Source organism: Pseudarthrobacter quantipunctorum, from assembly GCF_045291495.1.
GTDB lineage: Bacteria > Actinomycetota > Actinomycetes > Actinomycetales > Micrococcaceae > Arthrobacter > Arthrobacter quantipunctorum.
Map to the genome: position 1 here is coordinate 1,719,818 of NZ_CP148033.1, position 23,337 is coordinate 1,743,154.

Genomic DNA, 23,337 nt, shown 5'->3' on the forward strand with positions numbered 1-23,337 from the left:
CTGCACTGCCTTCTCCGCGCCACCGCGGACCTGTACCCAACTCTTAGGATTTGCCATGTCTGAAAACAACACGCCCAACCGCACTCCGTTCCCCGCCGCGTCCCTCCTGGGCTACCCCCGCATCGGCCGCCGCCGCGAGCTCAAGAAGGCCGTCGAAGCCTTCTGGGCGGGAAAGATCGACGCCGCCGCCCTGGACGCCGCCGCCAAGGACATCCAGCTGACCATCGCCAACCGCCTGCAGGAACTCGGGCTCACCGAACCGGCCGCAGTGCCGGGCACCTTCTCCTACTACGACCAGGTCCTGGATACCACCGCCCACCTGGGCGCCGTGCCCGCCCGGTTCGGCAAGCTCATCAACGCCGAAGGCCAGCTGGACCTCGACGGCTACTTCACCCTGGCCCGTGGCACGAAGGACCAGCAGCCGCTGGAAATGACCAAGTGGTTCGACACCAACTACCACTACCTGGTCCCGGAGATCGGCCCGGAGACCGAGTTCACCCCCGCCTCCACCGCCAAGGTTGACGAGTTCGCCTTCGCACTGGCCAACGGCATCGAGACCCGCCCCTACATCGTGGGTCCTGTCACGTACCTGCTCCTGTCCAAGGCTTCGGACGGCGCACCCGCCGGCTTCGCGCCGCTGTCCCGCCTCGAGGACATCCTGCCCGTCTACGTCCAGCTTCTGGAGAAGCTCGCCGCCGCGGGCGCCAGCTGGGTCCAGCTCGACGAGCCTGCCCTGGTGGTGGACCAGGACACCCCGGCCGGCGAGATCGAGGCCGCCGTGGCCCGCGCCTACGAGGTTCTCACCTCCGCGGCCAACCGCCCGCAAATCCTTGTCTCAACCCCGTACGGCTCACTGGACGGCCAGCTCGGCACCCTCGCTGCCACCAACATCGACGCCCTCCACATCGATGTCTTCAAGGGCAGTGTTCCCTCCGCCGCGGCACTCGCCGGCCTGGGCAGCAAGACCCTCGTTGCCGGCGTCGTGGACGGCCACAACATCTGGCGCAACGACCTCGCAGCGTCCGCCGCCAAGCTGGATGCACTGAAGGCAGCTGCCGGCAAGGTTGCAGTCTCCACTTCCACCTCCACCCAGCACGTCCCGCATGACGTCGCCGAGGAGACGCAGCTTTCCGAACAGCTCCGCAGCTGGCTGGCGTTCTCCGACCAGAAGGCCGTGGAGGTGAAGACCCTCGCGTCCTACCTGGCGGATCCCGCTTCTGCCCGGGCGGCCATCGATGAAGCAACGGCAGTGATCGCGTCCCGCGCCACGGCAGAAGGCGTGCGCCGCCCCGACGTCCGTGCCCGTACCGAAGCGCTGACCGCTGCTGACTTCACGCGCTCAGCCTACGAAGTCCGCGAGGCCGCGCAGGAAGAGGCGCTGCACCTGCCGCCGCTGCCCACCACCACAATTGGCTCCTTCCCGCAGACCTCCGAGATCCGGTCGGCCCGCGCCCGCAACAACAAGGGCGACCTCACCGACGGGCAGTACGAAAAGCTCATGAAGGACGAGATCAGGCGCGTCGTTGAGCTCCAGGAGGAACTCGGCTACGACGTCCTGGTGCACGGCGAGCCGGAGCGCAACGACATGGTCCAGTACTTCGCCGAGAACCTCGAAGGCTTCGACGTCACGGTCCACGGCTGGGTCCAGTCCTACGGCTCACGCTGCACCCGTCCGTCCATCCTGTGGGGCGACGTCACCCGCAGTGCTCCGATCACGGTTGAGTGGGCCAAGTACGCACAGTCCCTGACCAGCAAGCCGATGAAGGGCATGCTCACCGGCCCGGTCACCATCCTGGCCTGGTCCTTCGTCCGCGACGACCAGCCCCTGGCCGAGACCGCCAACCAGGTTGGCCTGGCGCTCCGTGACGAAATCGCAGACCTCGAAGCTGCCGGCATCAAGGTCATCCAGGTGGACGAACCCGCACTGCGCGAACTCCTTCCGCTGCGCAAGGCAGACCACGCCGACTACCTGAAGTGGTCCGTGGATTCCTTCCGCCTGGCCACCGCCGGTGCTGCCGACGCCACCCAGATCCACACCCACCTCTGCTACTCCGAGTTCGGCGTGATCATCGACGCGATCGACGGACTGGATGCGGACGTCACGTCCATCGAGGCCGCACGGTCCCGCATGGAGGTTGTCCACGACCTCGAGTCCCACGGCTTCGGCCGCGGCGTTGGCCCGGGCGTCTACGACATCCACTCACCGCGCGTGCCGGGCGAGGCTGAGGTGACCGAGCTGCTGGCCACCGCCGTCAAGCACGTTCCGTCCCGCCAGCTCTGGGTGAACCCGGACTGCGGCCTGAAGACCCGCGGCTACGCCGAGACCGAGGATTCCCTGCGGAACCTGGTCAAGGCAACCCAGGCGGTCCGCGCCGGACTGCTGCAGGCAGCCAAGCAGTAGCAGCGAAGTAGGCATTAAGCAGAAGCGGCGGCTGTTCACCTTAGGTGGGCAGCCGCCGTCGGCATCTAACCATCCATTGCTCCGTACTTGCCGTTATGGACGCTCAAAACGGCAAGTACGGAGCACTCGATTCAGGACTCCCAGACGATCTCGTCGTCCACCACGCCGTCCTCGTCGGCCGAGGCCACCAGCACCTCATCGGTGAAGTGCTCGCCCAGGGTGAAGTCCAGGACGAAGTAGCGCTCGGGCTGGCCGGGATAGATGCCCACGTGTCCCAGTTTCAGGGCTTTGAGGAAGACTTCGTTGGTGAGCTGGCTGCGGTCGGTGACGCCGAAGACCTTTTGCAGGTGCTCGTCCTTAAGGGCGTTGCAGTGGAAATGCAGGTACTCCTGGGGGCTGGTGCCTTCCTGCTCCAGCTCCTCGGCGATTATGTCGCGGACCTCGTCCACGAGCTCGGGCAGGAACCGCAGGCGGTAGTCCACTTTCCGGATAGCGGCTTCATCGAAGTGGTCGTGCGCCGTGATGTTGAGGTCGAGTTCCAGCGGATGCCCGCGAAGTTCGTGCTTCGCGGCCACTAAGTGATCTTTGCCGTGGTTGAGTTCGATCTCTCCGAAGTGCCGGCTCGCTACCTTGCTCATAGTTTCAACATAGACCCGAACAGCGGCGCATTCCAGCATTCAGGCCTAATTCACGGCCGTGCGCATTCCGGCGAGAGTCTCGGCCAGGAGGTCCACGAAGAGCTGGACCCGTGCCGTTTTCCTGTCGTTGATGATGAGGGCAAAGACGTTCCTGGCCAGCCGGATCTCCGGAACGTCCAGCACCACAACACCGGCGGGCTTGTTCCGCAGCGCCAGTTCCGGAACCAGGGCCGCCCCCAGGCCTGCCGCCGCCATCTCAAGGCTGGCGTGGAAGTCGTCGCTGTGGGCCACCACGCGCGGGTGCAGGTTGCAGCCGGCGAAGAGGCGCTCGATCACCATGGCGTCGCTGGTTCCCGGATGGTGCATGATCCAGGGCATTCCGGAAAGGTGGTCGGCGGCGACTTTTGCGTCGCTGCGGAAGCCCCAGCCGGCAGGCAGCACCACCCGGAAGTCGTCGTCGCCGATCCATTGCCGGTTGATGGTGTTGGGCCACGCGAAGCCCGTCTGCCCCACCTGAAACACCACGGCGAGGTCCAGTTCGCCGCCGGTGCGCAGCCCCTGGATGGTCTGCCCGGGTTCAGCCACGGACACCTGGAGGTCGATGCCCAGCTTCTTCCATGCCGGGTTCTTCAGGATCCGCGGCAGGACGTACGTGGCCAGGCTGGGGAAGATCCCCAGCCGCAGTTCCTGGTTGGCCGAGTCCTGGGTCCTGGAGGCGGCTGCCATGAGGGCTTCAATGTCCGTAAGCACTTTGGCGGCGTGCCGGGTCATGACGACGGCGGCTTCCGTGGGCACCACGCTGCGTGCCGAGCGCTGGAACAGGACGACGCCGGTGTCCCGTTCCAGGGCGGTCATCTGCTGGGAGACGGCTGAGGCCGTATAGCCCAACGTGGCGGCCGCCGCCGCAAAGGAGCCGAGCCGCGTGACCTCCAGGAGGGTCTTCAGGTGTACCGGGTTTACCACCTGCCCACAGTACTCCGCCGCCCGGCGCTGAAGAAGTTGCCCGGCGCCGCACCCATCCGCTGGCGCGACGGTGCCGAATTGCCCTCTAGCATTGGCAAATGTCCAGCAGAGGAGCATGCATTGTCACCTGACCCAGCAGTAACCGGAGGCGGGCGGCGGCGGGTGGCCGTCATCGGCAGCGGCGTGGCCGGCCTGACCGCGGCCTACGTCCTCAACAGGCAGGACGACGTGACGCTGTTCGAAGCGGATTCCCGGCTGGGAGGGCACGCCCACACGCATGACATGCCGCAGGCGGACGGCTCCACCATCGGCGTTGATACCGGCTTCATTGTGCACAACACGCGGACCTATCCCACGCTGCTGCGGCTCTTCGCGGAGCTCGGGGTGGAGACGCAGGATTCCGAGATGAGCATGTCCATCCGGTGTGACGGCTGCGGGCTGGAGTACGCAGGGGCCCGCAAGGGCGGACGCGGCATCATCGCCCGGCCCTCAAGCCTGCTGCGCGGCCGCTACCTGCTGATGCTGCTGGAGGTAACCCGCTTCTACCGCAAGGCGCGGGCGCTCCTGGCGACGGCACCGGTTTCCTCGGTCAACCCGGACCTGGACGTTCCTGAGCCCACCCTGGGCGAGTTCCTGGAGCGCGAGAAGTTCAGCCCCTACTTCGTTTCGCACTTCATGACCCCCGTGGTCAGCGCCGTGTGGTCCTGCGACCCCACCACGGCCCTGGCCTACCCGGCCCGCTACCTCTTCACCTTCCTTGGCCACCACGGCCTGCTGGGCGTGAAGGGATCCCCGCAGTGGCGGACCGTCAGCGGCGGTTCAGCCAGGTACGTCGAGAAGCTTGCTGCCACGCTGGCGGACGTCCGGCTGAAAACGCCTGTGACCGCCATCCGGCGCCATCCCGACGGCGTGGAGGTCACCACTGAACGCGGGACGGAAGACTTCGCCGCCGTCGTCATTGCCACCCACCCCGCCCAGGCACTGGGGTTCCTTGCCGACGCCACTCCTGAGGAGAAGGAGGCGCTGGGCGGGATGCCGTACTCGGTCAACCACACTGTTTTCCACCAGGACCCGGCCGTCCTGCCCTCCGCGGACAACGCCAGGGCGTCCTGGAACTACCGCCTTCCCTCCTGCGAAGCCCGGCCGGACAAAGTCCTTGTCAGTTACGACCTCACCCGGCTGCAGCGGCTCAGCCCGGCGGACGGCAGGCCATACCTGGTGAGCCTGGGGGAGTCGGAGCTGATCGCCGACGACCGGGTCCTGGAACGGATGGTGTACGAGCACCCGCAGTACACGCCCGAATCACTGCGCGCCCAGCAGGCAATCACCGGGCTGAGCGACAGCAGGATCGCCTACGCCGGTGCCTACCTGGGCTGGGGCTTCCATGAGGACGGTGCACTCTCCGGCGTGCGGGCCGCCGAGGCGCTGGGCCGCACGTGGCCGGTGGCCGGGGCTGCTGATCCTGTGGATTCGCGGGACGGCGGGGAACGGGAGCTGCTTTCCGCGGCTGAGCCCGCATGACCATCGAGGCAGCGATCTACCGCACAGCCATCTCGCATGTGCGCCGCACGCCGCTTAAGAACGCCTTCACCTACCGCAGCTACTCCTGGTTTGTTGACGTGGACCGGCTGCCACGCCTTCCGTTCCTGCTCCGCCCGCTGGCCGTGTTCCGCTCCGGCGACCACCTGGGGGATCCCGGCGCCAGCATCCGGAGCAACGTGGAGCGGTTCCTGCGCACCCAGGGCATAGAGCCCGACGGCGGCGCGATCCACATGCTGACCAGCGCCAGGGTCTTCGGCTACGTCTTCAACCCGCTGACGCTGTTCTGGTGCTACCGGACCAACGGCGAACTTGAGTGCGTGGTGGCCGAAGTCCACAACACGTACGGGGAGCGCCACTGTTACCTGCTGCATACGGACGCGGCGGGCCGCGCCTCGGTGCCGAAGGCGTTCTACGTTTCGCCGTTCAACGAGGTGGACGGGCAGTACCGCATGAAGCTGCCCGCGCCGGGAGAGCGGCTGGGGGTGTCCATCGTGCTGGAGCGCGAGGGCCACCGGCCATTCGTGGCATCCATGGATGGAGTCCGCCGGCCCGCCACAGTCCGGAACATCCTGGCGGCGGCGGTTGCCGTGCCTGCCGCGCCACTGCTGGTTTCCGCACTCATCCGGGTGCAGGGCATTACACTCTGGGCAAGACGCCTGCCGGTCGTCGCCCGACCCCACCACCCCTCACAGGAGGCAGTTCAATGACAATGACGGACGACAACCAGGCAACTGCATCCACCGGAGGCAAGGCGCAGCGCAAGACGCTGGAGGATGCTGCCACTCCGTATGCCGCAACATGGACCGCAACCGGGGTGCCGGCGTCGCCCGCCACCATCGATCCGGATCTGTGGCCGGAAGTTGCGCAGCCGCCGTCGGGAGCCAAAGCGGCGGTGGCCGGAAAAGCTGCAGGCCTCCTCTTCAAGGGGGCCGTGAAGCGGCTGCCCCTCCGCGTGCAGTACCCCGATGGCACCGTGCTGGGCACGGGTGGACCGGAGGCGCCGGTGATGACCATGGTCCGGCCGGACGCGTTTGAAGCCCGGATCGGCGACAACGGGCTGATCGGGCTGGGCGAGTCTTTCATGGCGGGGGACTGGGAAGCCAGCGACCTCGCGGGAGTCCTGGAGGTCTTCGCGGCCTCGGTGGACACGCTCATTCCCACGCCGCTGCAAAAGCTGCGCGCGCTGTACCTGCCACGCACGCCCCGGCAGGAGCGGAACGCAGAGCAGAACACCCGGAGCAACATCTCGCGGCACTACGACCTGTCCAACGAGCTCTTCTCCAACTTCCTCGACTCCACCATGAGCTACTCGTCGGCGCTGTTTCCGCTCGCCGCGGGACCCCTGGCTTCTGTTGGCTGGGAGGCGCTGGCGGAAGCGCAGCAGGCGAAGATCGACAGGCTGCTGGACAAAGCCGGCGTCGGAGCCGGCACCCGGCTCCTGGAAATCGGCACCGGATGGGGCGAGCTGGCCCTCCGGGCAGCGGCCCGCGGCGCCACTGTCTACAGCGTCACCCTGTCCAGTGAACAGCAGGCCCTCGCGCAGGAACGCATCGCGGCTGCCGGTTATGCGGACAAGGTAACCGTGGCCCTCCAGGACTACCGGGCTGTTGAGGGGGAGTACGACGCCGTTGTTTCCGTGGAGATGATCGAGGCCGTGGGCTACGAGTACTGGCCCATCTACTTCCAGACCATCGACCGGGTGCTGGCGCCCGGCGGCAAGGTTGCCATCCAGGCGATCACCATGCCGCACGGCCGGATGCTCGCCACCCGGAACGCCTACACCTGGGTGCACAAGTACATTTTCCCCGGCGGCTTCCTGCCCTCCGTCCGCGCCATCGAGAGCATCACCCAGCAGCACACCACGCTGCGGGTGCGCGAACGGATGGGCATGGGGGACCACTACGCCGCCACGCTGCGGCTGTGGGAGGAACGGTTCCTGGAGCGCTCCCGCGAGGTGGGCGAGCTGGGCTTCGACGCGGTGTTCCAGCGGATGTGGCTGTTCTACCTGTGCTACTCGCGGGCAGGTTTCCAGTCCGGCTACCTGGATGTGCAGCAGGTTGTCCTGGACCGCCGGGAGGCCCAGCTGTAGCTGCTGCACCCTGGCGGCTGCCGCTGCCGTGCGTTTGATCACCATAAGGGGTTCCGAAGGTCACGTCGGGGCCCCTTTTTGGTGCCCTGTGCGGCGGGAGCCGGCACCATCCGACACGCCGTCTTTTCCCCGACACGCTGGGCGAAAAATGTGGCTAAGTACTCCACAGGGTGTGGACTTCGTCCACAAAATCAGCGGGATTCCGGACATTTTGGGGGTACCTGCCTGTGGATTAAAAGTGCATTAAATGACATACTTGTAATACATCATCTTGGGGTTCCAAAGAGGCGTCTGCACTAGATGTAGTATCTAGGTACAGCTTGGGCGGGGACACCGGACCAGCAAGTTTTCCAAAAAAGGGGACAGGAACCATGACCGTAACGGTTTACACAAAGCCTGCTTGTGTTCAGTGCAACGCCACCTACCGGGCGCTCGACAAAAAGGGCATCACCTACCAGAGCGTTGACATTTCCCAGGACGCCGAGGCCCTCGAGCGCCTGAAGTCCCTGGGCTACATGCAGGCCCCCGTTGTGGTCACGGACCAGGACCACTGGTCCGGTTTCCGCCCGGACAAGATCGAGGAACTGGCCCTCTCAGCCGTTTCCTCTGTGGCATAAGACCCTTTCCCTGGCGGCTTCCGGCAGCCAGCAACCAGCCGAGGTGACTTCAACGGCAGCACCAGCAGTCCAGGACATCCACGCGGCTCAGCGTGTGGATCTTTCAGTGCCGGCACCGCCGGTGGTCACAGGCAGCAGGCTCATCTACTTTTCCTCGGCATCCGAGAACACCAGCCGCTTTGTCTCGAAGCTTGGCCGTGAGGCGGCCCGGATCCCGCTGCTGGCCAAGGACGCACCCCTCCTCGCCACCCGGCCGTTCGTGCTGGTGGTGCCCACCTATGGCGGCACCGGGGGAGAAGGTTCCGTGCCCAAGCAGGTCATCCGGTTCCTGAACAACCCGCAGAACAGGGAGCTTCTGCGCGGTGTTATTGGGGCCGGCAACACTAACTTTGGGGACAACTACTGCATGGCGGGGGACATCATCGCCGCCAAGTGCGGAGTGCCGCACCTCTACCGCTTCGAATTAATGGGCACGCCAGAAGACGTGGCCCGCGTAAACAATGGATTGGACACGTTTTGGACACGACTGTCGCAGACACAGAAGTAACCAGGGCCGAGAAGCCCGAGATGCCCGCAGCGTACAAGGGCCTGGGCTACCACGAGCTCAACGCGATGCTGAACCTGTACGGCCCCAACGGCGAGATCCAGTTCGAAGCCGACCGTGAGGCTGCGCACCAGTACTTTCTGCAGCACGTCAACAACAACACCGTGTTCTTCCACGACCTGGAAGAGAAGCTCGAGTACCTGGTCAAGAACGACTACTACGAGCGCGAAACCCTGGATCAGTACACGATGAACTTCATCCGTGAGCTGTTCAACCGCGCCTACAAGAAGAAGTTCCGTTTCGAGACCTTCCTGGGCGCGTTCAAGTTCTACACGTCCTACACGCTGAAGACGTTCGACGGCAAGCGTTTCCTGGAGCGCTATGAGGACCGCGTCTGCATGGTTGCCCTGCACCTGGCACGCGGCAACGAGCAGCTTGCCCTGCAGATGGTGGACGAGATCATCGAAGGCCGCTTCCAGCCGGCCACCCCCACGTTCCTGAACGCCGGCAAGAAGCAGCGCGGGGAGCTCGTCTCCTGCTTCCTGCTCCGCATCGAAGACAACATGGAGTCGATCGGCCGCTCCATCAACTCCGCCCTGCAGCTGTCCAAGCGCGGCGGCGGCGTGGCTTTCGCGCTGACCAACATCCGCGAGGTGGGCGCGCCCATCAAGCAGATCGAGAACCAGTCCTCCGGCGTCATCCCCGTGATGAAGCTCCTCGAAGACAGCTTCTCCTACGCCAACCAGCTTGGTGCCCGCCAGGGTGCCGGCGCCGTGTACCTGCACGCGCACCACCCGGACATCTACCGGTTCCTGGACACCAAGCGCGAGAACGCGGACGAGAAGATCCGCATCAAGACCCTCTCGCTGGGCGTCGTGATCCCGGACATCACGTTCGAGCTGGCCAAGCGTGACGAGGACATGTACCTGTTCTCCCCGTACGACGTCGAACGCGTCTACGGCATGCCGTTCTCCGACGTCTCGGTCACCGAGAAGTACTACGAGATGGTGGACGATTCCCGGATCAAGAAGACCAAGATCAAGGCGCGCGAGTTCTTCCAGACCCTCGCCGAGATCCAGTTCGAGTCCGGCTACCCGTACATCATGTTCGAGGACACCGTGAACCGGGCCAACCCGATTGACGGCAAGATCATCATGTCCAACCTGTGCTCCGAGATCCTCCAGGTCTCCCAGCCCACCACGTACAACGATGACCTGTCCTACGACGACACCGGCAAGGACATCTCCTGCAACCTGGGCTCGCTGAACATCGCCAAGACCATGGACTCGCCGGACTTCGGCCTGACCATCGAGACGGCCATCCGCTCGCTCTCGGCAGTGTCCGACATGTCCAACATCACCTCGGTGCCGTCCATTGCCAAGGGCAACGACCAGAGCCACGCCATCGGCCTGGGCCAGATGAACCTGCACGGCTACCTGGCGCGTGAGCGGGTCCACTACGGTTCCGAAGAGGGCCTGGACTTCACCAACATCTACTTCTACTCCGTGGTGTACCACGCGGTCCGCGCCTCCAACCTGCTGGCCATCGAGACCGGCCAGACCTTCGGCGGCTTCGAGAAGTCCAAGTACGCCTCCGGCGAGTTCTTCGACAAGTACACGGAGCAGGAATGGGTTCCGCAGACCGAGAAGGTTGCGGAGCTGTTCAAGAACGTGCACATCCCCACGCAGGCTGACTGGCTGGCGCTGAAGGCTTCGGTCATGGAGCACGGCATCTACAACCAGAACCTGCAGGCTGTTCCGCCCACGGGCTCGATCTCCTACATCAACAACTCCACCTCCTCGATCCACCCGGTGGCGTCCAAGATCGAGATCCGCAAGGAAGGTAAGCTGGGCCGCGTGTACTACCCGGCGCCGTACCTCACCAACGACAACCTGGAGTACTACCAGGACGCGTACGAGATCGGCTACGAGAAGGTCATCGACACCTACGCCGCTGCCACCCAGCACGTGGACCAGGGCCTGTCCCTGACGCTGTTCTTCAAGGACACGGCCACCACGCGGGACATCAACAAGGCCCAGATCTACGCCTGGAAGAAGGGCATCAAGACCATCTACTACATCCGTCTCCGCCAGCTCGCGCTGGAAGGGACTGAGGTTGAGGGCTGCGTTTCCTGCATGCTTTAATTTTCAACTAAATGTGCCAGTACGACGGCGGGTGCCCGCCCGCCGTCGTACGCTTTAACTTAGAGAAACCCACCCAACGCTTAGGGGATGACATGACCGAGAAGGTCAAGCTGCTTAGCCACGTCGAGGCCATCAACTGGAACCGGATCCAGGACGACAAGGACGTGGACGTCTGGAACCGACTGGTCAACAACTTCTGGCTGCCGGAGAAGGTGCCGCTGTCCAATGACGTCCAGTCGTGGAATACGCTGACGCCGGCGGAGCAGCAGCTCACCATGCGCGTGTTCACGGGCCTCACCCTGCTGGACACTGTGCAGGCAACTGTCGGCGCCGTCTCCCTGATTCCGGATGCGCTCACCCCGCACGAGGAAGCCGTCTACACGAACATCGCGTTCATGGAGTCAGTGCACGCCAAGAGCTACTCCTCCATCTTCTCCACGCTGGCCTCCACCAAGGAGATCGACGAGGCATTCCGCTGGTCCACCGAGAATGAGAACCTTCAGAAGAAGGCCCAGATCGTCATGGACTACTACCAGGGCGACGACCCCCTGAAGCGGAAGGTGGCCTCCACCCTGCTGGAGAGCTTCCTGTTCTACTCGGGCTTCTACCTGCCCATGTACTGGTCCTCACGCGCCAAGCTCACGAACACCGCTGACCTGATCCGCCTGATCATCCGCGACGAGGCAGTGCACGGCTACTACATCGGCTACAAGTTCCAGCGTGGCCTCGAGGCCGTTTCCCCGGAGCGCCGCCAGGAGATCAAGGACTACACGTTCGAGCTGCTGTTCGAGCTGTACGAAAACGAAGTCCAGTACACCCACGATCTCTACGACGGCGTTGGCCTGGCCGAAGACGTCAAGAAGTTCCTGCACTACAACGCCAACAAGGCCCTGATGAACCTGGGCTACGAGGCCATGTTCCCGGCTTCCGTCACCGACGTGAACCCGGCCATCCTCTCGGCACTGTCCCCGAACGCGGACGAGAACCACGACTTCTTTAGCGGGTCAGGTTCTTCCTACGTGATCGGCAAGGCTGTCAACACCGAAGATGAGGACTGGGACTTCTAAGAGTTTCCGTCTGAGGCCCGCCCGAAGGGCTGGTCAAGGCCCGGACCCGCGTGATTCGCGGGTTCGGGCCTCTTTTGTGCCTTGTTTTGCAGAAGCTGCGGTTCCTGCTCAGAACAGCGGCCAGGGCACCGCCGACATCTGACCGCTTGGAGCGGGGAACCGGCCAGCAAGGCGCAACCGGGCGCAGCGCGCAGCGAGCGACGCAATCTCTTCGGCGGTGAGCAGGTCTGCCAGGTTTCGGCCCAGCTCACCGTCCAGTCCTGCCCTGACACGGTCGATGCCCTCAAGTTCCTCGACCGTCAGGGCGTCTCCCAGCCAGCCCCACAGCACCGTGCGCAGCTTATGGTCGCGGTGAAAGGTAAGCCCGTGGTCCACACCGTGCCGGTGCCCTCCTGACATGGCAAGGATGTGGTCGCCTTTGCGGTCGGCGTTGTTCACCACGACGTCGAACACCGCCATACGTCGGAGCGCCGGAGAGTCCTCGTGTATGAGGGCGACCATCCGTCCGGTCTCATCCTGACCCTCGAGGACGTGTTTCCAACCGGCCTCCGGTACGTCGTCCGACGCGACGAGGTCCACCGCGTTCTGGTCGGGGTCTCTCTCCTGCCAGAGCTGCACCATCCCTTCGCCCAACGGACCATCCCGCAGCCAGGTGCGGGGCACCACGTTCCAGCCGAGGACCTCCGAGACCAGGTAGGAGGCAACCTCCCGGTGGGCAAGGACGCCGTCAGGAAAATCCCACAGCGGTTTTTCCCCGGCTATCGGCTTATAGACAACCGTGGTATCGCCAATGCTGCCCACGAAGGTGGCGTTCGACGCCGTCGTAATGCGCCCGGTGAGCGTCAGCTCGGCCGCCACCAGGTCCGGCGCCGGCATCAGGCCTCGGGCAAAGTGCAGACGTGCCCCTCGGCGTCCACGGGGTAACCGCAGAGCGGGCACGCGGGACGCCCGGCGCCCACAACCTCCCGCGTGCGCTTAGCAAATGCGCGGGCGGTGCCAACTGGCATCCGCACCAGCAGCATTTCGGGCACTTCGGCGTCATCCTCATCTGGCGATTCGTCGTCACTATCAGCGTCGACATCGGTGATCGGGTAGGCCTCGATCACGACCTGCGCCGTCGTCGGGTCCCACCCTAAGCCCATGGCGCCGGTCCGAAACTGCTCCTCAACGGCCTCAAGCCCGTCATTGTCAACCAGTTCAATGGGAGTGCTGGTGGGAACGCTGTGAGGGTTGCCCTCGACGGTGAGAAGCTGGTCGAGGATTTCGTCGATCTTCTCCGCGAGCAGGGCCGCCTGCTGCTTCTCCATGGCGATACTGACGATCTGGTTCCCTGCCCGCACCTGCAGGTAGAACGTCCGTGCCCCCGGAAGGCCAATGGTGCCGACGACGACCCGATCAGGCCAGTCGAACTCATGAACACGTGTAGGCATAAGAGCATTTTAGGCACAGGCGCCTCATGGCGCCTGTTGCCCTGCACCGCCGCCCACCGGCGCGTCGGCAGAAAGGATGCTGTTCGACAGCCACGACAGGTCCCCGGCCTCGGTGTTGGTTGCGTAAACGCTTGGCCGGGTGCCGCTGTAGCGCACGATCGATACGGAGGCAGGGCTCACGTTGATGCGCTGGAACAGGTCGAGGTGCATGCCCAGCGCGTCGGCAAGGATTGATTTGATGACGTCACCGTGACTGACCGCGACCCATACGGCTGCTGGCCCGTACTCGGCTTCGAAGGCTGCATCGTGGCGTCGAATGGCTGCCACCGCCCGAGCCTGCATCCCGGCCATGGACTCACCGCCGGGAAAGATGACGGCGGACGGCTGCGATTGCACAGCAGCCCACAGATCTTCGGTTGCGAGATCAGTGAGCGTGCGGCCCTGCCACTGGCCGTAATCGCACTCGGTAAGATCGGGTTCCAACGGTGCGTAAGGAGTGCCGGCCTGGCGGTCGAGGATGAGCTGGGCGGTTTGCTGACAACGCTCGAGGGGGCTCGATACCACCCCTGCCAAGGGCACTGCCGCGAGCCGGTCTCCGGTAAGAGCCGCCTGCTCGCGGCCAGTCTGGTCAAGGCTGACACCGGCAGCCCGGCCGGCCAGCAGTCCAGTGGCATTGGCTGTGGTGCGGCCGTGCCGCACGAGGATTACTGTCGCCATTGACCCAGCCTATCCACCCGCTCGATGGCAGCGCCCACCCGGACCCATCAAAATCTGCCGGTCACAGGCCACTCACGGTGATAGTTCACCCACCAAGAAGACCACCGGGGGAGTAGTGACCGGGCCGGGGCAAGGACTGAAGGGGTCTTCCCTGGTCCACTCCAGATCGTTCACCTGCTCGGCAAGCACCGAGCCGTCCTCAGCGAGGGCGCGCAGGGTGATATGGCTTGGTACCGGACCAAGGATGAAGGTGAACCGCCAGGTGTCCCCGCCCTGCCTGCTGCCGATGTAACGGGTGTCGGGGTAGGCGGGCGGCGGGACACTTGGGCCGGGCGCGGGGGAGAATCCTCCCCCGGGCAGCTCTATCCAGTGGTCGGTGACCGCAATGGAAGGGGCTGGGGCCGCAGTGGGTTCCGGCGCCGAGCACCCCTCGTCCGTGCATAGCTGGACGTCGTCGACAGCCTCCGCACCGCCTTGAACGGTCACTTCGAGGGTGCTGACGTAGCCAATGGCGGGACACGCCGTACTGCAGCCCGCAGCCGGCAGCGTGACCGCGATCAGCGCGGCGACGCCCAGGATCCCCCAACCCGTTTTCATGGATGCAGTCTATGTCTGGAAGGTGTTCGCCGGTCACATTCGAAAAACAAGCGTTCCCGGTGCAGCGTCCCACCAATGCGGTTATGGTGATTTCACCACGTGTATGCGTGACCTGGGAGCAGCGGGCAGGGTTGTAATGAGCTGGCAGAACCGCCCGCGACCCAAGGACTTTCATGAACGTGTTCACCTCCCGGCCAACAGGCGTCTTCCCGTGGTAGCCGGAACCTCCCACTCAAGGCTGCGCCGGAAGAGGATCCGGCATCCCCGGTTCACAATAGGGGAGAGGGTGAGCTTTCTGGACGCCGGCCTTTCCGGCACGGGCGTCGTGGATGCCATGACGGGCGACTACTCAATTGTCTGGATTTGGGCTGATGGCGGTCTTGGCCGGCGAATGTTCTTCCAGGGCTGCGGCAGTATCATCGCCTCCCTTGAGGACCAGCCGGAGTGAGCAGTGGGACGTTACCGTCCGCCTTCATCTGCTGCCGGGACGGGGCCTGTCACACGCACCCCGCCAACTGCCCCCGTCCACGGAGTATCACCGGGCCCGGGAAGGACCAGGTGCGCGAAAACGTAGCCCTGCTCGAGTTCAATGACTTTCGAAGTGGCCCCAGCACAATCCAGCGTGAGCTCCAGAGGCTGGAAGGGCGCTCCAGGGTGCTCCTGGCCGACGGAAACCTTGGCGCCTGTTGCACCAACACAGGCAGCGGTGACGGTGTACTTCCCGGCCGCCGGCACCTTCTCCATTGTTCCAAAGCCCCTGACCGGCCCATCCAGTGGCCCCTCCTCAAAAAGGATGGCGGGTCCCGGCACAGCCTTGAGCAGCCGGTCCAGCTCACCATAGTTCTTGACCTCCCGCTCCAGGACCAGCGGGTCGACATAAACCGGCGGGGACGCAGCCGACGCATCAGGGGCAGTGGTTGGCTTGTTCAATGAATCAGTGCCACCTGGTGGCGGATACCCCGGCTCAGGGTAGTCATAAGAGCACCCCGCCAGAGTGATCAGCGAGCACGCGGCAAGCGCAACCAGATGTCGCGTGCCCCTCGCTTCCATGGTCGTACCAAGTCCTGCCGGTCAGGCCGGCTGCCAACTCACCGGGAGTGCCTTCAGTCCGTAGACGATCGTGCTCTCCATTCGTTCGAGGCCCGCTCCCTGATCCAGGGAAAGCCCGGGCAAACGGGACAGCAGGGCCTCCAGCGCGATCCTGGCTTCGAGCCGGGCAAGGGGCGCGCCGAGGCAAAAGTGAACGCCGTGGCCGAATGCCAGATGCCGGTTCTGGCCGCGGTCTATGTCGAACTCGGCAGGCCGCTGGAACTGCCGCTCGTCGCGGTTGGCCGAGCCTATCCAAGCCACGACCGGTGCGCCGGCGGGAACGACTTCGTCTCCCAAGGCAGTCTCCGCGACAGTCATCCGATACATGGACTGGACCGGCGATCGAAAACGCAGCACCTCTTCGATGGTCTGGGGCAGCAGGGCGGGTTCCCTCAGCAGGCGGTCCATGGTGCCGGGGTTCTCAGTAAGGCACAAAACGGCGTTGCCGATCAGGTTGGTGGTGGTCTCATTGCCTGCGACAAGCAGCAAAGCGCAAAAACCGAGCAGTTCCGGCACCGTCAGTTTCTGGCCGTCAATCTCCGCTCCCAGCAGGGTGCTGATCAGGTCATGTCCCGGCCGGCTCCTGCGTTCGTCGATCAGGGCCAGGAAGTACTGGGTCATCTCCATGTTTGCGGCAATGTGGTTCTCGCTGGCCGACCCGCTCCGCGTTTGGCTGACAATCACATCGGACCACTGTTTGAAGCGCTCACGGTCCTGGGCGGGGATGCCCATGAGTTCGGAAATCACTATGACAGGCAACGGGTAGGCCAACTCTTTAATCAGGTCGGCGCTGCCCCGGGCCGCGATTCCCCCCAGAAGCTCGTCCGTGAGCCCGGCAATGCGGGGCGCCAGTGCGTCCACCGCTTTGGGAGTGAACGCCTGGGTGACCAGGGAACGCAGCTGCCTGTGCCTTGGGGGATCTGTGGCGATCAGGCTGGAGGCGAACAGTTGGCCCGTCCCCGAAGCATCGTCACCGCCCATGTGCGAGGAGAACGTTGCATATTCGGACAATGTCCGCTGAACGTCGTCGTACCGGAAGACGTGCCAACTCCCCGACTGTTCGTCGTAATAGACGGGGGCGGTTTCCCGCATGTGTTCGTAGTAGGGGAAAGGGTCGAGCTGATATTCAGGGGACGTGCTGAAATCCATGGCTGGCCTCTCTGCTCGCCTGGGACTCTTCGGCTCCACGGACGCCGTGCCTCAGCCGGTTGGAGCGTGGAACCCTGATTTTAGCCACTGCCAGCTCCCGGGTCATTAGCCGGCGTTGGCCCCGTTGATTCCAAATCACTGCCTACTGGTGCAGGCGCTCCCGCCAGTCTGCCGGTACCTTGTCTGCCGGTGCGGGTGCCGGCTGCTCCGGTGGCCTGGACTGGGGATCCGGAAGCCTTGGTCCGCGGAAGAACTTCTTTGTGGTGTGTTCGTAGAACCAGGCCTCCCCAGGTTCAAAGGACCTCATCACGGGGTGACCGGCGGTGCGCGCGTGGGCACTGGCGTGCTGTGAGGGTGAGGAGTCGCAGCATCCGATGTGGCCACATTGGGCGCAGCGGCGAAGATGCAGCCACCATCCTGGGCCGTCGCCGCTGAGGCACTCCAGGCACCCCGTTCCGCTGGGTGTGGCGGTAAGGCTGATTCCCGGGATAAGGCGGTCCTCCATGGGCTCCTCCACTTCCATCGCTCCGGTCCTGTCCAGGTCATGCTGCCGGCCCGTCGTCGGGAGCCATTCTGGCAGAATCTCCGCATCTTTGGAATGACAGAATCCCGGCCGCCGGCGGGCTTAATGCAGCCTCGGCCCCGGTAAGGAAGGACCTTTGCGGAGGTGTGCAGGACCCCTTGTCGCGTGTGTCCTGCCGCGAGTATCGTGAGCGCCACCGAACCATTGAACCGGAAAGACGGCGGCCATGGATGACTCGGTTCCGATCATGCTGATTGCTACCACAGACCCGGATTCCCGGCGCATTCTTGGAGATGAATTACGCCGGCGCTACGGTGCCGACTACGAGGTGGTGGCCTGCGCCGGCCACGCCCACGGGCGGGCTGTGCTCGAGGGGCTTCGGCGCTGGAACCGGCCGGTGGCCCTCATACTCGGGTGCTACGGACCCGCCGACCGCGGCGGCCTCGATTTCCTGCGTCGTGCTTATGGCTTTCATCCGGCCGCCAAGCGCGCGGTTGTGGTGACCTGGGGTGACTTCGCCAGCGCCCCCACCGTATTCCGGGCAATCGGGCAGGGGTATGCCGAACTGCTGATCATCCGGCCTGAACGCCCGCGCGACGAAGAATTCCACGGTGCGATCACCGACGCCCTCGACGACTGGCACCTGGCCCAGGGGGTGGGGTTCGAGGCGGTCCGGCTGATCGGGGGGATAGGCGACGAAAGGACCCATGCGCTGCGCGACTCGCTGAGCCGAAACCACATCCCCGTGGGCTTCCACCCTGCCGGGTCCGAGACTGCCGAACGGACACTGGAGGGCCTGGGCCTGCGCGACCCCGTGCTGCCGGTCCTGGTGCTGCAGTTCACCGCGTCCCCCATTGTCCTCCAGAACCCCAGCGACGTGGAGATCGCCGAAGCGATTGGCGTGACACGACCGCCACCGGCGGACAAGATCTTCGATGTGGTGGTTGTGGGGGCCGGCCCTTCCGGTCTTGCCACCGCCGTGTATGCCTCCTCGGAGGGCCTCGCCACCATGGTTGTGGAGGGCGAAGCCGTGGGAGGCCAGGCAGGCACCAGCTCGTTGATCCGCAACTACCCTGGCTTCTCCCGAGGTGTGAGCGGCGCCCACCTGGCCTACCGCTCGTTCCACCAGGCCTGGACGTTGGGAACGGACTTCCTGTTCATGCGGAAGGTGGAAGGGCTTCGTGCGGACGGAGCACTCTACGCCGTGTCCATTTCCGACGGCAGCGTGGTGCGGTGCCGCACAGTGGTGGTGGCCACCGGCGTGGACTACCGCCGTCTCGGCATACCCCAGCTCGAGGATCTGGTGGGCAGGGGCGTCTTCTACGGGGCCACGGTGTCGGAGGCGCCGTCGATGGCCGGCAAACAGGTCTGCGTTGTAGGTGGCGGCAACTCGGCCGGACAGGCGGTGCTGCACCTTGCCAAGTTCGCGAAGAAGGTGACGCTGCTGGTGCGCGGACCCACGCTGTCGGTCAGTATGTCGGATTACCTCATCTCCCAACTTGAGGCCACCCGGAACGTGGCGATCCGCTATGGGGCCGTGATCGTGGGGGCCCGCGACCGGGACGGATTCCTTGCCGCCGTCAAGGTCGCGGCAGCGGGAGCCCCCGAGGCAATCCCGGGCGAGGAGATCGAAGCGGGCGGCTTGTTCGTTCTCATCGGATCGGTGCCGCGGACCTCCTGGCTGCCCGACACAGTGGAGCGCGACCCGGCCGGTTTTCTGCGCACGGGGACCAACCGGGATGCCAGTGGCACCGGGTCCGTCAGGCCGGACAGGCCTCCGCTGGCGCTGGAAACCAGCATGCCCGGCATCTTCGCGATCGGGGACGTGCGGGCCGGTTCGATCAAAAGGGTAGCCACCGCCGTGGGAGATGGCGCCACCGTGGTCTCGATGCTCCACACCTATCTGGCCGAGCACCCCCTTCCCGTTTCGCCGGCTGCTCCTGCTGGGGAAGCCGTACGCGAGGAGTTGCCCGGTGATGTCCGCTTCAACTGAGGCCACACCGTTGATTCCGGCAATGCGGCGGCTGCTCTACGCCGCCGCATTCCTGGTGTTTCTTGCCGGACTGGTGCTGTTCGTGTTTCCACTGCGGACGGCGGAATGGTTCGCCTGGACAGTCAATCCGCCTATGACCGCAGTCTTCCTGGGGGCGGCGTACTGGTCCGCCGCCGGCCTGGAGGTGACGGGTGCCCGGTCCGCGAGTTGGGACTCAGCGAGGCTGGCAGTGTGGCCCGTGTTCGTCTTTACCACGCTTACTCTCGGAGTCACCCTGCTGCACCTTGACCGCTTCCACCTGTCGCCGGATAGTGGTCCCCTTGCGCAGGTAGCCACCTGGGCGTGGCTGGCAATCTATGCAATCGTGCCCGTGGCCATGCTGGTGATCAGCTGGATTCAGATCCGGGCCCTGCGTAGCGCCCCAGGGTCCGTGAGGGCGGGGCGGCCGGTACTGCCCCCTGCGCTCCGCCTGCTCATGGTGGCAATTGCCGGGGTTCTGCTGATCTATGGCGTGGCGCTCCTGGCAGTACCCGCCTATGCTGCGGCGTGGTGGCCGTGGACACTGTCCGAGCTCACAGCGAGGGCGGTTGGAGCGTGGCTGGTCGGCCTTGGGTGGTCCGCCGCGCAGGGCCAGCTCAGCGGCGACCTCCGCACTGTCCGCCCCGTGGCACTGACCTCGGTTGCCTTCGTCATTCTGCAGGCGCTTGCCCTGCTGCGGTATGGAGGTGCCCTGGCATGGACGAGCGCGCAGGCGATCGGCTTTGTCGCGGTACTGCTTGCCATTGGGGTGGCCGGTGGATGGGCACTCGCTCTGTCCCGTTCGCCGCGGGTCCGGGCAGGAGTTAGGTGAGCAGGCTTCCCGCCCCGGCTTGCTCCTTCTTTTGCGTCCCCCGCTCAGCGCGCTGCTTGATGCCCAACAGCATCGCGCGGTCCATGACCAGGTAGGCCGGCTGAAGCAGGAAATCCAGGAAGTGCAGCACTGCGGGCCGGTCCGGACCGCTGCGTGTGCGCAGGAGCAGCCGCGTCCCGCCGTCGTCGGCATCGCGGAGAATAAACTGCCACGTGCCGGTTACCGTGCCTGCCGGGGCGCCCGGGCTTGCGTCGAGAACGAGGTGCCGGTCCCTCTCCAACTCCACCACCCGGGGCCCCATACGCCCTCCGGGGTAACGGGCGGGCGTGAAGGCCATGATGTCGCCTACTGCGAGGTCCTGCCACTCCGGGTGGATCCGATCTGCGTTGGTCACGCCCAAATGCAGCAGCCCGTTCTCAACCCACGTGTACGAGTACAGTCCGGCCCGGTCAACGCCCATCTGCACCAGCCACGGCCAGACCTGCTCGGGCGGCGCGGCGATGGTCACGGCCATCGTCTGCACGGAGCCGGGTTCAGGGATCAGGTGATCGCCCGGAAGCGGCATACCTACTTCTGACCCGGCAGCACCCCACCTACCTAAAAGACGGGGCAGCACGAGGTGAGTAAGGACACCGACAGCCACTGCGGTCCCGATGGTTCCTGGCACCCAACGTCCCGGAAGGCGGGCCGTTCTGCGGTGGTCCGCGGTTCGAAGTGAAAGCATCTTCCTGTCTCCTGAGGTAAGTGTCCGGGCATCCTACGGAACCTGTGCACACCGCCACGGAAATCCTGGATGTCCTGACACTACGGCCCTGCCGGCTCGGCACCCAGAGCCCAAGGTCCCTTTGGAACTGACACGGCTGCCAGCGGTGCAGATGCAGCACGGCAACATCCCCACGTGCCGGATTAAAACTTTTGGTCCGGGACCCGCATCGTCCCAGGTGAGATGACTTACTATCGAACTCACGTCGAAACCGGCTTATTCGATGACATCTCGATGCGGACCCAGGAAGCGAACCGGGACACCAGCCGTTGGGGCGGTCCAGGTCCTGGCCCGCACTAATCCTGGGGGAGCCTGATGGTGCAGCACCGACCGAACAAGCATGACTGTACTGTCCACACCGCTGATGTTCTGCACCGTCTTGGACTCCTCGTGCCGTGCATTGCAGGGGTGGATCTCAGACCGGTTGGTGCGGCGGAGCTGGCGGACTGGATCGATGTGGAGCTCGAGGCCGAACCCGAGATTGCCGGTCACACCTGGCAGGTGGGACTGGGCGATGAAGTTGGCCTGCTTGTCCGCCCCGACCACGACGATCTGGCCGAACTCCTGGGCGGGCAGGCCGGCGTCCGCTCGGTTGTCCAGCTCGATCGGGAGGTGTTCGCCGTTGACGCGCCCCGGTTGTGCGCCGATGGACTGCGCGCAGCCGTGATGCAGGCTGTCGCAGCTGCCAACGCCAGGGCGCATGATCCCTCTGCCGCGGAGCAGCCGGATGTCCCGCCCGGAGGCGGCGTCACCCTGGACGTTTCAGCATCCACGTCCGATCCGGAGCAGCCGGTGGAACCTGAAGAGGATGATGACCTGTGCCGGCTGGTTTGCGGGGATGCCGCCAGCGGTGGCCGGCGGGTTCAAGTGTGGGTCAACATGAACGGCATCCTTATCCTGCCCGCTGGAACCATCCCGCACGGTCCGTTGGACCGGGGCGAGAATCCCCGCTTCCAGCGCGCCACCGTGACGCCGGCGCGTGCCGTCAGGCTTGCAAAGCAGCACGCAGGGCGGTGGATCCCGTACGCCTACCTCAGCCATCTCCGGCTCCGCCGTCCCGGGCTGGTACGCCGCCGTTGGTCGGCCACTGTTGTGGAGCGGGACGGCTTTTCTGTCCCCTTGAGCTGGCGGGGAACGCGTCCACACGCGCTGTTGCTGTGGGGGTACGTTGTGGCCCGGCGTGGGCTCGGCGCGTCGGACGGGCTGCCCTAGAAGGGACGGGGCGGGAGGCTGCGAAGCGTTGGATAGGGCACCACATTTCATGCTTCCGCAAGAAGTGCTCAACGTCCTGTCAATATTCCGGAAGCATTCAGGAACCGGGCCGTCAGCCGCTGTTTTTCAAACCCTTCCGGATCTACGCTGTCCAGCATCCGAAACTTTGGGAGACGGCCATGGGCGCTGATGCCACACCACTGCTGTTGGGCGAACGCGTTCCCGGGCAGGCAGTGCTCGAAGAGCTGATGGCGCTCCAAAGCCGCGTTCCGCCCCGCAACTGGCTGCAGCGGGTCTTTGGTGCCAGCCCGCTCAGACCGGAAACCATCACGTGGTACAAAGGAGCGCTCGGCGAGATCGCCGTCGGGCAGATCCTTGAGGGACTCGGTCCCGAGTGGCTGGTCCTGCATGCAGTGCCGGTGGGCACAGGCTCCGCGGATATAGACCACGTGCTGGTAGGGCCGGCGGGAGTGTTCACCTTGAACACCAAGAACCACTCCGGCCAGCCCGTGTGGGTGGCCGGGCGGGCCCTCCTGGTTGCGGGAAAGAGGACCCGGCACCTTCATTGCTCTGCGCACGAAGCCGCCCGGGCAGCAAAGCTTCTGAGCACGGCGGCTGGCTTCCCTGTCGAGGTGACCGGCGTCGTCGTCATCGTCAACCCGAAGAAGCTAACCATCAAATCGCGGCCCGAGCGCGTGGCTGTGGTGAGGGAGGCGCGGCTCCTTGCCTGGCTGCGCCAGTTGCAGCCCGTGCTGGGCACGGAGCAGGTGGCACAGATCGCGGAGGCGGCCGTCCGGCCGGGGACCTGGTGCCGGCAGCCTCCTGCCACCACCGATCTGCCGGCCCTTCAGCGCAGCTTCACTGCCCTCCGGCTGCTTGTGGACCAGGCACGACGGCGGCAGGCAGCCTGGGCGTTAAGCGTTCCGGCCATCGGGTTAGTGATGCTGGCTAACAGCGCACAGTGGGGCGCCGCAATCCTCCAGGTCCTCGGCGGGCCCTGAACCAGCCG

General features: G+C 65.0%; 23 protein-coding genes. 13 read left to right on the top strand and 10 right to left on the bottom strand.

Going from position 1 to position 23,337, the window contains the following annotated elements; all coding sequences use genetic code 11:
• Positions 1-55: 55 nt before the first annotated feature.
• The gene (gene metE / locus WHH00_RS07920; protein ID WP_406637879.1) at positions 56-2,401 is read left to right on the top strand and encodes a 5-methyltetrahydropteroyltriglutamate--homocysteine S-methyltransferase; all 2,346 of its coding nucleotides are present in this window, start codon (positions 56-58) and stop codon (positions 2,399-2,401) included.
• Between the two features lie 131 nt (positions 2,402-2,532).
• Here metE and WHH00_RS07925 read toward each other — a convergent pair whose 3' ends face one another.
• Positions 2,533-3,039, bottom strand: a complete 507-nt coding sequence (locus tag WHH00_RS07925; protein ID WP_406637881.1) for a DUF2004 domain-containing protein — start codon at positions 3,037-3,039, stop codon at positions 2,533-2,535.
• A 45-nt stretch (positions 3,040-3,084) separates the two neighbouring features.
• Positions 3,085-4,002: a LysR family transcriptional regulator gene (locus WHH00_RS07930; protein WP_231456798.1), complete on the bottom strand. Its 918-nt coding sequence runs from the start codon at positions 4,000-4,002 to the stop codon at positions 3,085-3,087.
• A 120-nt stretch (positions 4,003-4,122) separates the two neighbouring features.
• Between WHH00_RS07930 and WHH00_RS07935 the strand changes: the two genes are divergently transcribed.
• The 7 genes from WHH00_RS07935 (at position 4,123) to nrdF (ending at position 12,005) form a co-directional block, all read left to right on the top strand.
• Positions 4,123-5,523 carry an NAD(P)/FAD-dependent oxidoreductase gene (locus WHH00_RS07935; protein WP_406637883.1) on the top strand — a complete coding sequence of 467 codons (1,401 nt, stop codon included), beginning with the start codon at positions 4,123-4,125 and terminating at the stop codon, positions 5,521-5,523.
• On the top strand, positions 5,520-6,251 hold the full coding sequence (locus WHH00_RS07940) for a DUF1365 domain-containing protein (protein WP_406637885.1): 732 nt from the start codon (positions 5,520-5,522) through the stop codon (positions 6,249-6,251). The genes WHH00_RS07935 and WHH00_RS07940 overlap by 4 nt, the downstream gene beginning before the upstream one ends.
• Positions 6,248-7,633, top strand: a complete 1,386-nt coding sequence (locus WHH00_RS07945) for a class I SAM-dependent methyltransferase (RefSeq protein ID WP_188808734.1) — start codon at positions 6,248-6,250, stop codon at positions 7,631-7,633. Before WHH00_RS07940 ends, WHH00_RS07945 begins: the two co-directional genes overlap by 4 nt.
• Before the next feature lie 371 nt (positions 7,634-8,004).
• Entirely contained in the window at positions 8,005-8,250 is a 246-nt protein-coding gene (gene nrdH, locus WHH00_RS07950) for a glutaredoxin-like protein NrdH (RefSeq protein WP_066276552.1), read from the top strand.
• Positions 8,251-8,326: 76 nt separating this feature from the next.
• A complete protein-coding gene (gene nrdI, locus WHH00_RS07955) occupies positions 8,327-8,797 on the top strand; it encodes a class Ib ribonucleoside-diphosphate reductase assembly flavoprotein NrdI (RefSeq protein ID WP_406638534.1) in 471 nt (156 codons plus the stop codon).
• Between the two features lie 20 nt (positions 8,798-8,817).
• The gene (gene nrdE, locus WHH00_RS07960; RefSeq protein WP_188808735.1) at positions 8,818-10,938 is read left to right on the top strand and encodes a class 1b ribonucleoside-diphosphate reductase subunit alpha; all 2,121 of its coding nucleotides are present in this window, start codon (positions 8,818-8,820) and stop codon (positions 10,936-10,938) included.
• A 92-nt stretch (positions 10,939-11,030) separates the two neighbouring features.
• Positions 11,031-12,005, top strand: coding sequence for a class 1b ribonucleoside-diphosphate reductase subunit beta (gene nrdF / locus WHH00_RS07965; RefSeq protein WP_066276547.1), 975 nt, complete (start codon positions 11,031-11,033; stop codon positions 12,003-12,005).
• 108 nt (positions 12,006-12,113) lie between these two features.
• Here the strand turns inward: nrdF and WHH00_RS07970 are convergent, their stop codons facing one another.
• From WHH00_RS07970 to WHH00_RS07985, 4 genes are all read right to left on the bottom strand, one after another.
• Positions 12,114-12,881, bottom strand: coding sequence for an SCO1664 family protein (locus WHH00_RS07970; RefSeq protein WP_406637888.1), 768 nt, complete (start codon positions 12,879-12,881; stop codon positions 12,114-12,116).
• Positions 12,881-13,435 (bottom strand): DUF3090 domain-containing protein, encoded by a 555-nt coding sequence (locus WHH00_RS07975; protein WP_406637890.1) that lies wholly within the window; start codon positions 13,433-13,435, stop codon positions 12,881-12,883. The genes WHH00_RS07970 and WHH00_RS07975 overlap by 1 nt, the downstream gene beginning before the upstream one ends.
• A 24-nt stretch (positions 13,436-13,459) precedes the next feature.
• Positions 13,460-14,152 carry a histidine phosphatase family protein gene (locus tag WHH00_RS07980; protein ID WP_406637892.1) on the bottom strand — a complete coding sequence of 231 codons (693 nt, stop codon included), beginning with the start codon at positions 14,150-14,152 and terminating at the stop codon, positions 13,460-13,462.
• Positions 14,153-14,224: 72 nt separating this feature from the next.
• Positions 14,225-14,749 carry a hypothetical protein gene (locus WHH00_RS07985; RefSeq protein WP_406637894.1) on the bottom strand — a complete coding sequence of 175 codons (525 nt, stop codon included), beginning with the start codon at positions 14,747-14,749 and terminating at the stop codon, positions 14,225-14,227.
• 286 nt (positions 14,750-15,035) lie between these two features.
• Between WHH00_RS07985 and WHH00_RS07990 the strand changes: the two genes are divergently transcribed.
• On the top strand, positions 15,036-15,197 hold the full coding sequence (locus WHH00_RS07990) for a hypothetical protein (protein ID WP_350002470.1): 162 nt from the start codon (positions 15,036-15,038) through the stop codon (positions 15,195-15,197).
• Between the two features lie 11 nt (positions 15,198-15,208).
• On the opposite strand, the gene WHH00_RS07995 is transcribed toward WHH00_RS07990, so the two are convergent.
• The 3 genes from WHH00_RS07995 to WHH00_RS08005 form a co-directional block, all read right to left on the bottom strand.
• Positions 15,209-15,679, bottom strand: coding sequence for a hypothetical protein (locus tag WHH00_RS07995; RefSeq protein ID WP_406637896.1), 471 nt, complete (start codon positions 15,677-15,679; stop codon positions 15,209-15,211).
• A 141-nt stretch (positions 15,680-15,820) separates the two neighbouring features.
• Positions 15,821-16,987, bottom strand: a complete 1,167-nt coding sequence (locus WHH00_RS08000) for a cytochrome P450 (RefSeq protein ID WP_406637898.1) — start codon at positions 16,985-16,987, stop codon at positions 15,821-15,823.
• 142 nt (positions 16,988-17,129) lie between these two features.
• Positions 17,130-17,510 carry a UBP-type zinc finger domain-containing protein gene (locus tag WHH00_RS08005; RefSeq protein ID WP_406637900.1) on the bottom strand — a complete coding sequence of 127 codons (381 nt, stop codon included), beginning with the start codon at positions 17,508-17,510 and terminating at the stop codon, positions 17,130-17,132.
• A gap of 226 nt (positions 17,511-17,736) precedes the next feature.
• On the opposite strand from WHH00_RS08005, the gene WHH00_RS08010 reads away from it, so the two are divergent.
• Entirely contained in the window at positions 17,737-19,503 is a 1,767-nt protein-coding gene (locus WHH00_RS08010) for an FAD-dependent oxidoreductase (RefSeq protein WP_406637902.1), read from the top strand.
• Complete coding sequence (locus WHH00_RS08015; protein WP_406637904.1) at positions 19,487-20,353, top strand: hypothetical protein; 867 nt, start codon at positions 19,487-19,489, stop codon at positions 20,351-20,353. The genes WHH00_RS08010 and WHH00_RS08015 overlap by 17 nt, the downstream gene beginning before the upstream one ends.
• Here the strand turns inward: WHH00_RS08015 and WHH00_RS08020 are convergent.
• On the bottom strand, positions 20,346-20,918 hold the full coding sequence (locus WHH00_RS08020; RefSeq protein WP_406637906.1) for a hypothetical protein: 573 nt from the start codon (positions 20,916-20,918) through the stop codon (positions 20,346-20,348). The two genes, WHH00_RS08015 and WHH00_RS08020, sit on opposite strands and share 8 nt — an antisense overlap.
• Positions 20,919-21,524: 606 nt before the next feature.
• Between WHH00_RS08020 and WHH00_RS08025 the strand changes: the two genes are divergently transcribed.
• On the top strand, positions 21,525-22,328 hold the full coding sequence (locus tag WHH00_RS08025; RefSeq protein ID WP_406637908.1) for a hypothetical protein: 804 nt from the start codon (positions 21,525-21,527) through the stop codon (positions 22,326-22,328).
• Between the two features lie 179 nt (positions 22,329-22,507).
• On the top strand, positions 22,508-23,329 hold the full coding sequence (locus tag WHH00_RS08030; RefSeq protein WP_406637910.1) for a nuclease-related domain-containing protein: 822 nt from the start codon (positions 22,508-22,510) through the stop codon (positions 23,327-23,329).
• The last annotated feature ends 8 nt before the right edge of the window (positions 23,330-23,337 follow it).